Genomic DNA, 7,646 nt, shown 5'->3' on the forward strand with positions numbered 1-7,646 from the left:
CCAGGCCGGGGGCGTTACTGCCCGGCCTGGCCGGCGACTCACCGGGCGGCGAGCTTCACGAACGGCGAGAGGGTGTTCGCGCCCTTCTTCGGGGTGATCGCGGACTGCAGCCACGGCAGGCCGTCGACGCGCTCGATGAACCGGACGCTGGTCTTGTCGTTCTGGAACTTGTAGTGCGGGCTCGACTCGGCCTGCATGGTCTGCCGGTCGCCGATCAGGTAGTAGCCGAAGTCGACGAAGTTGATGTCGCCCGCGTCGCCGACGCTCTCGGCCTTCTCGGTGAAGATGACCGGCCGGCCGAGGATCATGGCGGGCGGACCTTCGACGCCGTTGTTGAGCCAGATCGCGGAGCCGCCGGTGCCGACGTTGAGCGCCATCGTGGCCAGCTGCGGGAAGGTGTCGAGGTTCGCGATCCACACCGCGCGGCCCAGCGACGTGGGCAGCATGCGGGAGTACATCTTGACGATGTTTTCCCACTTCAACGTGTCGGCCGCCTGGCCGGACTCGGCGGTGACCGAGACCGCGGCCGCGGCGTTGAGGAAGCCCTTCGGCTCACCGACGCCGGTGCCGGAGAAGAACGCGGAGTCCTCGAACCAAGCGACGGCCTCGGGGAAGATCTGCGAGATCAGGGCCTGCAGCGAGATGCCCGAGTCCTGGAACAGCTCGTTCGGGATCTCGCTGTAGGCGGTGAGCTTCTTCGCCTCCAGCTTCACGCGGCCGAACTTCGCCGAGGACTCGACGAGCGCGGCGCCCTCCTCGGTCCAGTAGGCGGTCATGCCGCCGTAGACCGAGCTGGCGTTGCTGGTCGAGTCGATCGTCGGGAACGGGACGGTGAGGCTGTCCATCGGGATCACGCGGGCCCGGGAGCGGACGATCGCGGACTCCAGCGACACGCGCAGCAGCTCGGCGCGCAGCACCTCCGGCACAAGGAACCCACCGTCGGCGGGGATCGTCGAGCCGAAGCTGTTGCGGATGTCGTGGAGCTTCGCCTGCATGCCGAGAGCGTGCGGTGTGCTGGCGCGGTGCCAGGTCGCGCGCATGAAGTCGGCCCAGTTGTCGACGACCCCGTCGACCTTCGCGCCGGGCGCCTTCGCGTTGTACTGCGCCGCGTGCTGGCGGTTCGGTGAGGTCTCCGGCGACAGGTTGAGGTTCTTGAGCTGCTTGGCGCCGTTCTCCTTCAGCCACTCGGCGAGGACGCGCTGAGTCTCGGCCTTGACCTGCTTGCCGATCTCGTCGTCCTTGTTCATCACCGTGCGGCCGTAGTTGGCGACGAACTCGCCGAACTTCGCGGTGTCCTTGAGCAGGTCCTGCATCTTGGCCGAGTCGGCGAGCATCTCCTCCAGCTCGGCAGCGTTGGTCGGGATCGTGGGTGCGGTCAACGGACTGCCCTCCTGGTGGTGGTGACTGCTTCGCGCATGGCCGCGCGGAAGACGTCTGCGGGAAACGGAACGGCCACCGGCGCGGGTGCCGGGGGTTCGGGTGGCGTCGGCTCGGCGGCCGTCGCGGTGGGGGCCGGTGCGGCAATGCGCCCGGCGTACTGGAACACGGTCAGGTCGAACGAGGCGGCCGCGGGCGCGCTGTCGTCGGTCTGGTCGCGGCGCTTCGGCGCGAGGACCTCATCGGCGAGCCCGGCGGCGACGGCTTCCGTTGGCGTGTACCAGGTTTCGGCGAGCATCGCGGCCCGCCACTGCCCAGCGTCGCCGCCTGCGTGGTCGGCGTAGACCTGCGCGATGGTGGCCGAGATGCTGTCGAGCACGTCGACCATCGCGCGCATCTCCCCCGCGTTGCCGATGCACAGGCCGGACGCGTCGTGGATCATCAGCTGCGAGGCGGACATCATGCGGACGGAGTCGCCGGCCATCGCGATCACCGAGGCGGCCGAGGCGGCGAGGCCTTCGACGGTGACCGTGACGTTCCCGTCGATGTTCGCCAGCATGTTGAAGATCGCGAACCCGTCGAACACGTCGCCGCCCGGGGAGTTGACGCGGACGTGGAGGTCACCGCGGTGCCCGTCGAGCTGTGCGGCGACGTCGGCGGCCATCACGCCCCAGAAACCGATCTCGTCGTAGACGTACAGCTCGTCTGCGGCGTCCTCGACGCGCATCAGCTTCAGCCCGGGCTCGCGCTTGAGCTGGGGCCGGGGCCGTTCGTTGCGGGCGTTGAGCAGGTCGTGCACGCGGCCGACGAGGCGGGCGTCGACGTCCATCAGGCACCTCCATCGGTGGTCTTGGGGCGCCAGACGCCGACGATGGTGCCGCGGCAGCGCCAGCGGCCCTTACAGTCGATGTAGCCGCCGGTCGGGTAGAGCTTGAACACCGCGGTCAGGTCATCGGTGGTGGCGATCCACCGGCCGTGGACCTCGCGGCACGGGCCGCACGTGTTGCTGTCCATCTGCTCCGACGCGTAGAGCGCGCCGACCGGGCCATGCCGCAAGGTCTGCTGCCGGGCCTGGTTCTGCGCGTCGGTGAGCGCAGCGCCGAGCGCCTGGCGCGCGCCGGCGTCGGACAGCTCAGTCAGCTGCGCGCGGACGTGCTCAACGACGTCGTCGTCCGGGACACCGGGGGCACGGACCCGCGCGGCTTCACGCCCGGCGGTCAGGGCGTACCGCTGGCCCTCGAACGCGGCGGTCTCGCGCGCGGCCGCGGCGAGATCGGCCGCGGTCGGCCACACCGGCGAGAGCGTGACGTCCTGCGCGGCGGCTTCGGTGACGGCGTGCCCGGCAGCGGTCTCGCCAAGCTCGGCCATCGCGTGCGCCAGGCGGGAAGCGGCGTCGCTCGTGTCGACGGTGAGCGAGGCGAGCGCGCCGCCGTCGCCGCGGAGCACGGCCCGAATCTGCTCGAGCAACTGGTCCACCCACGCGCCGACGACGCTGGACTGCCACGTCTCCAGCAGCGCCGTCAGCGCGCGCTCCCACGCGGACTGGACGGGGGTGAGGTCGATCGCGTCGACGGTGTCCCGGTCGATCTCCGGCCAGCCCTCGGGCGGCGTGCCGAGCGGCGGGGCGTTCCGGACTCGGCGGGTGCCGAGCGCGGCCGCGAGGTCGTCGGCGAGCTGCTGGCCGTCGCCCTCCATGTGGATGTTCAGCTGCAGCCGGTTGGCCGGCGGCTCGGTCACGGTCGGCGGGTCGGCCGGCGCGGGCGGCTGAGGTGCGCCCGGCACGGCCGGAACCGGAGCCGTGCCGGGCGCGGGCTGCGGTTCGGGCTTCTCCCACACCAGCCCGTCCGGCAGTTCGAGGGCGTCCTGAACGGACTCGCCGGTGAACCCGGCGTCGATGAACGTCTTCGCCGCGGTGGAGCGTGCGGTGAGGCGTGCGTCTTCGGCGGCCAGGTCCTCGGGGACGGGGCTGTCGTAGTCGAATTCGTAGCCCTCGCCGACGTCGCCGTACATCGGCAGCAGCTGGTGGTTGAGGGCGTCGCGCCAGTCGTCCAGCCGGGGCACGGTGAGCCACTCGGCGAACATCGTGTTGCCCTCTTCGCTGTTCGCCTTGTTCGCGTCCTCGACAACGCCGAGCATCGACTTGGGGAACCCGAACGCTTCGAGGATCTGGTCGCGGGTCGCGGTGCGCAGCTCGACGAACTGCATGTCCTTTTGCGAGATCTTCCGGTCGATCCACTGGCCTTGCTCCAGGATCGCGACACGGTGGGCCTTGGAGACGCCCTTGTGCTGCTCGTTCCAGCGGTCGCGCAGCTCGTCGAACTCCGGGTCCGACAGGCGCTTGTCGACCTGGATGATGCCGCCGGGCTCCGCGGAGTTGAGGAAGAACGAGCGGTTCCACTCGGCGCTGTACCGCGCCGAGTCGAGGTCGGCGAGGATGGCCTGCACGGCGCCCATGCCTCGGTAGGGGTCGAGCGGGTGCGGCTGCAGGAGCGGGATCACGTCGTCGACGTCGAGCGGGACCTGCTCGCCGTCCGGGGCGGTGTAGATGTAGCCGGCGAGGAACGTGTCGGGGTCCGGCACGGGGGTCATGCGGTCGGGGCGGACGTGCCACATGTCGATGGGCAGTCCGCCCATGCGGCGTACGACGATCCAGCCCTCGCCGACGAGGTCTTTGTGCTGCTGAACGGCGCGCTTGAACCGGTTCTCGTTGAAGAACTTGTTCGGCTTGCGCCACAGGTCGAGCGCGGGGTGGCTGGTCACCTCGACGCGGTCCTCGTCCTTGCCGGACTTCGCCTTGCGGTAGAGGTGCCACGTCGCTTTCGCGACCGCGCCGCCGATGCGCTCCTGGATGCCGAACAGCGTGCCGTTCGCGCCCGGGGCGGCCAGCTGCTGCTCGCGCTCGCGGGACATGCCCCACGGCAGGGACCAGCGCGCGGAGCGGCTGGTGTACGGGATGGGCGGCTCGCCGGCCACGGCGGCCGGCGCTCGGTTGACGAGCCCGCCGAGGAGGCTAGCCACGTTGCGCCCGGCGCTCGATGTCCAGGCGCAGCTCGACGACGATGCAGGACACGCCGATGGCAGCCCATCCAGCGATCGGGGCCCACAGGAACGCGGCGACGCACAGGAACGCGAGGCCGAGGATTACCCAGAACGCGGGTGCGACGTAGGCCAGCACAGGGCGGAGCGCGGCACCGAGGCTGGTCAGCATGATCGGAACAATACCTGCACACCTGCACAGGTGAACAGATATGCATGGTTCGAGGTGCGCGAGCGTGTCGCCACGCACCTCGAACCGCTACAGCCAGCGCACCCGCGGCCGCCCGGCCAGGTCCAGCTCAGCGACGACGTATCGCATGGTGTCGTCGGCGTCGTCGAGGATCTTCAGCGGCTGGTCCTTCGGCTTGCGCCCGTCCGCGGTGTCCCACACGTAGCCCGGGATCTCGTCCTCCAGGCACGTCGGGTGCTCGGCGTCGACCAGGTCCTGATCGCGCTCGAGCAGGCTGTCGCGCAGCAGCTGCAGCCGCGGCCGGCCGTCGGCCTGGACCACGAGCCGTGCGGCTACGGCCTGAATGCCGTCGGAGACGGTCTTCTTCGCTGGCGAGGTGGAGAGGCCGAGGTGGCGTTCGAGCGTGGCGCGGTCTTCGGCGTCGTGGTCGCAGATCACCGCGCGGGGCCGCGGCTCTGTCCACTCGCGACGGCCTGCAGCGAGCGAGGCCAGGATCTCGTTCGCGTGTCCGTCGGCGCCCTCGTCCTCCTGTTCGGGGAGCAGGCGCGTGACGGCGCGCAGCATCGTGCGCGCGTGGTCCTCGACCAGCCGTTTGGTGTGCAGGATCTCCCGGTAGAGGTAGAGGCGGCCGTCGGGGTCCTCGGCCCACCACTGCGCGGCGAAGGGGTGGACGAAGCCGAAGTCGACCGCCCAGTAGCGGGTCCAGTCCTCGGGGATGTCGAAGCGGTCGACGACGTGCACGGCGCGGTCGAACCCGTCGTAGATCACGCCCTCGGCCGACACCCACTTGCCGTGGCGGAGCCGGAGCTTGCGCAGGCCGGTGAGGCGGTCGAGCTTGCCCTCGATGTAGTCGCGGCCGGCCTCGGTCATCTGGCCGTCCTCGTCGACGTAGACGGGGTTGTCCTCGTGCCGCGACTCCAGCATGACCGTGGTTCCGTCGAGGCACCTCCGGTTGAGCCAGTGGGTCTCTTTGTCGGGGTTGGTGTCGGCGAGCAGCTGCTGGAACGAGAGGCGCCCGTTGCGGAGCCGGGTGGTCAACGCCTCCCAATCGTCTTTGGTCAGCTCGATGGCTTCCTGCACGTAGATCAGGTCGTATTCGGTGGACATGTGCTTGCTGGCCTTGTCCATTCCGCCGACGACCAGGACGGAGCCGTTCGCGTACTTCCAGGCCGGGGGTTCCCGTTGCGAGCCGCCGAACCACGTCACGTGCCCGGCGGTGATGGATTCCTTCGCGACGTGCTCTTGGTAGGTCACGAGTCCGGAGCTGGTCATGGACGCCAGCGTCTTGCGGACCATGAGCGCGCGGACACCGGGCGTCTTGAGGCACGCGAAGTGCAGCTTCTCCAGACACGCTCGGGACTTGCCGGTCCCGGCCGGCCCGGACATGAGCACCTCTGACTCGCGGCGCGTCATGATCTCGCGAGCAGCGCCACGCGGGCGGTAGACGTGCCGGATCACGGGCGCAGTCACGCGAGCGCTCCTGTTTCGGGGCCAGGGGGCCGATTGCCGACGCGCCGCCACCGACCGCCGTAGAGGTCCCGGAACACGATCTCCGCTTCCATCATGTCGAGCTGCCGCATTTCGTCCGAGATCGCGATTTGGACGTCGCCGGGCAACCTGTAGAGCGGGGGTTCCCATACCTCGCCGGGCAGCAGCACGGATTTTGACATGCCAATGCGGAGGGAATAGGGCGCCGAGGCGTTGAGCCCGCGCAGGGTCAACAGCTCGACATCGACGACAGGGTCGGTGCCGCGATTGGTAACCACCAGGTGCCATTTCGAGTTGAGTCCTTCTACGACCTCATCCCACTGACCGCTGATGTAGTAGGGGTGCAGGCGCACCCGTTCCGCTTCGCGTGCTCGCTCCCGCCGGGTTTCCGCACCGGCAATCCGAAGTGCGGCCACCACCGCGGCGAGCGAGCCGAGGCCGCCGACCCACTGGCCGAGGCCGGCCCAGTCGTCGGTGCCGAGCCAGAAGCGGGTGCCGACGGTCACGGCGACGGCGGCGACACTGCCAGCGACGGCCCAAGTTCTCGCTCGGCTCACGGATTCGGCTCCTCGTCGGGGATCGGTGTGCAGGCTGAGGCGATCACGCCGTGCTCCATGACGGAGTCCTCGCCGTTCACGCGGACCACGTAGTAGCGATGGCTCGCCACCTCGGGCACCAGCTCGACGTACTCGGGCGGGTAGTGGTGGTCGGCGACGATCTCCCAGACGGTGCCGAAGAGGTTGCTGCGCAGCTTCTGGCCGACGCGGAAACGCTCCTCGTTCGGGCGGGTCACGGGCGCCACTCCTCTCGGTAGTCCGGGTGGCCGGAGTACGGCAGGGCGAGCAGGCGCAGCGTCTCGCACGGGTAGAAGTCGCCGCCGTTTGGCGGTTCCGGCACGTAATCCCACTTGCCCGTCGCATCCTTGACCATGGGCCACTCGTTCGGCCCGCAGGTATCGCAGACGTAGACCTTGTTGTCCGTGACAGGTGCCCGGAGCGAGCCGCCTATCGGGTGCAGCTCAATGATCCGCCGTTTGGCGGCGACCTCGGCGAACAGCAGACTGCCGAACGCGGCGAGCTCGCGCAGCGCCTCGTTCTCAATCACCAACTCACTCCACCGCTCGGAGAGGTTGCGCTTTAACACGAACAGCCGACTGGCGTGAGCTGTATCTTCGTCGAGTCGCGCGCGGAGGAACACGATCAGGTCATCCATCACGGCCTCCAAGGCCAGTAGAGGCCGATGTCTTCGATCATGCGCAGCCCGGCGACGATTCCCTCGCGGATCGGACGCAGGAGCGCGATCAGGTCATCCACGGTCGGCCTCCTTCGTGGGCTTGGGGCCGGGTTTGGCCGGCGCGGCGCCGGCTTCGCGGCCGATGCGGCGGACGTAGGCAGCGCTGTAGGGCGCACGCTCGGCGACCTCCCCCGGGCTGTCGCCGGCCTTCAAGGCGCCGGCGACTGCTTCATTGACGGCCTCGCGCGCGATCTCGTGCGCGTCTTCGGTGGCCTTGAAGATCGCCGCGGCGCCGGCCACCCGGTCCAGTGTGCTGCCGGCG

The 7,646-nt window shown here is 69.6% G+C and carries 9 protein-coding genes; all 9 read right to left on the reverse strand.

Annotated elements, in window-relative coordinates; translation table 11 throughout:
- Window positions 1–38: 38 nt before the first annotated feature.
- Window positions 39–1,379 carry a phage major capsid protein gene (locus tag K1T34_RS52925; RefSeq protein WP_220247923.1) on the reverse strand — a complete coding sequence of 447 codons (1,341 nt, stop codon included), beginning with the start codon at window positions 1,377–1,379 and terminating at the stop codon, window positions 39–41.
- Complete coding sequence (locus K1T34_RS52930) at window positions 1,376–2,206, reverse strand: head maturation protease, ClpP-related (RefSeq protein WP_220247924.1); 831 nt, start codon at window positions 2,204–2,206, stop codon at window positions 1,376–1,378. The genes K1T34_RS52925 and K1T34_RS52930 overlap by 4 nt, the downstream gene beginning before the upstream one ends.
- On the reverse strand, window positions 2,206–4,395 hold the full coding sequence (locus tag K1T34_RS52935; RefSeq protein ID WP_220247925.1) for a phage portal protein: 2,190 nt from the start codon (window positions 4,393–4,395) through the stop codon (window positions 2,206–2,208). Before K1T34_RS52935 ends, K1T34_RS52930 begins: the two co-directional genes overlap by 1 nt.
- Complete coding sequence (locus K1T34_RS52940; RefSeq protein WP_220247926.1) at window positions 4,388–4,585, reverse strand: hypothetical protein; 198 nt, start codon at window positions 4,583–4,585, stop codon at window positions 4,388–4,390. Before K1T34_RS52940 ends, K1T34_RS52935 begins: the two co-directional genes overlap by 8 nt.
- Before the next feature lie 87 nt (window positions 4,586–4,672).
- Entirely contained in the window at window positions 4,673–6,073 is a 1,401-nt protein-coding gene (locus K1T34_RS52945) for a phage terminase large subunit (protein WP_255638893.1), read from the reverse strand.
- Window positions 6,070–6,597 (reverse strand): hypothetical protein, encoded by a 528-nt coding sequence (locus K1T34_RS52950; RefSeq protein ID WP_220247927.1) that lies wholly within the window; start codon window positions 6,595–6,597, stop codon window positions 6,070–6,072. Before K1T34_RS52950 ends, K1T34_RS52945 begins: the two co-directional genes overlap by 4 nt.
- A 47-nt stretch (window positions 6,598–6,644) precedes the next feature.
- A complete protein-coding gene (locus K1T34_RS52955; protein ID WP_220247928.1) occupies window positions 6,645–6,884 on the reverse strand; it encodes a hypothetical protein in 240 nt (79 codons plus the stop codon).
- On the reverse strand, window positions 6,881–7,303 hold the full coding sequence (locus K1T34_RS52960; protein WP_220247929.1) for a DUF6221 family protein: 423 nt from the start codon (window positions 7,301–7,303) through the stop codon (window positions 6,881–6,883). The genes K1T34_RS52955 and K1T34_RS52960 overlap by 4 nt, the downstream gene beginning before the upstream one ends.
- 93 nt (window positions 7,304–7,396) lie before the next feature.
- Window positions 7,397–7,646: hypothetical protein (locus K1T34_RS52965; RefSeq protein WP_220247930.1), on the reverse strand; the 250-nt coding region annotated here is incomplete at its 5' end.

Source organism: Amycolatopsis sp. DSM 110486 (genome assembly GCF_019468465.1).
GTDB lineage: Bacteria > Actinomycetota > Actinomycetes > Mycobacteriales > Pseudonocardiaceae > Amycolatopsis.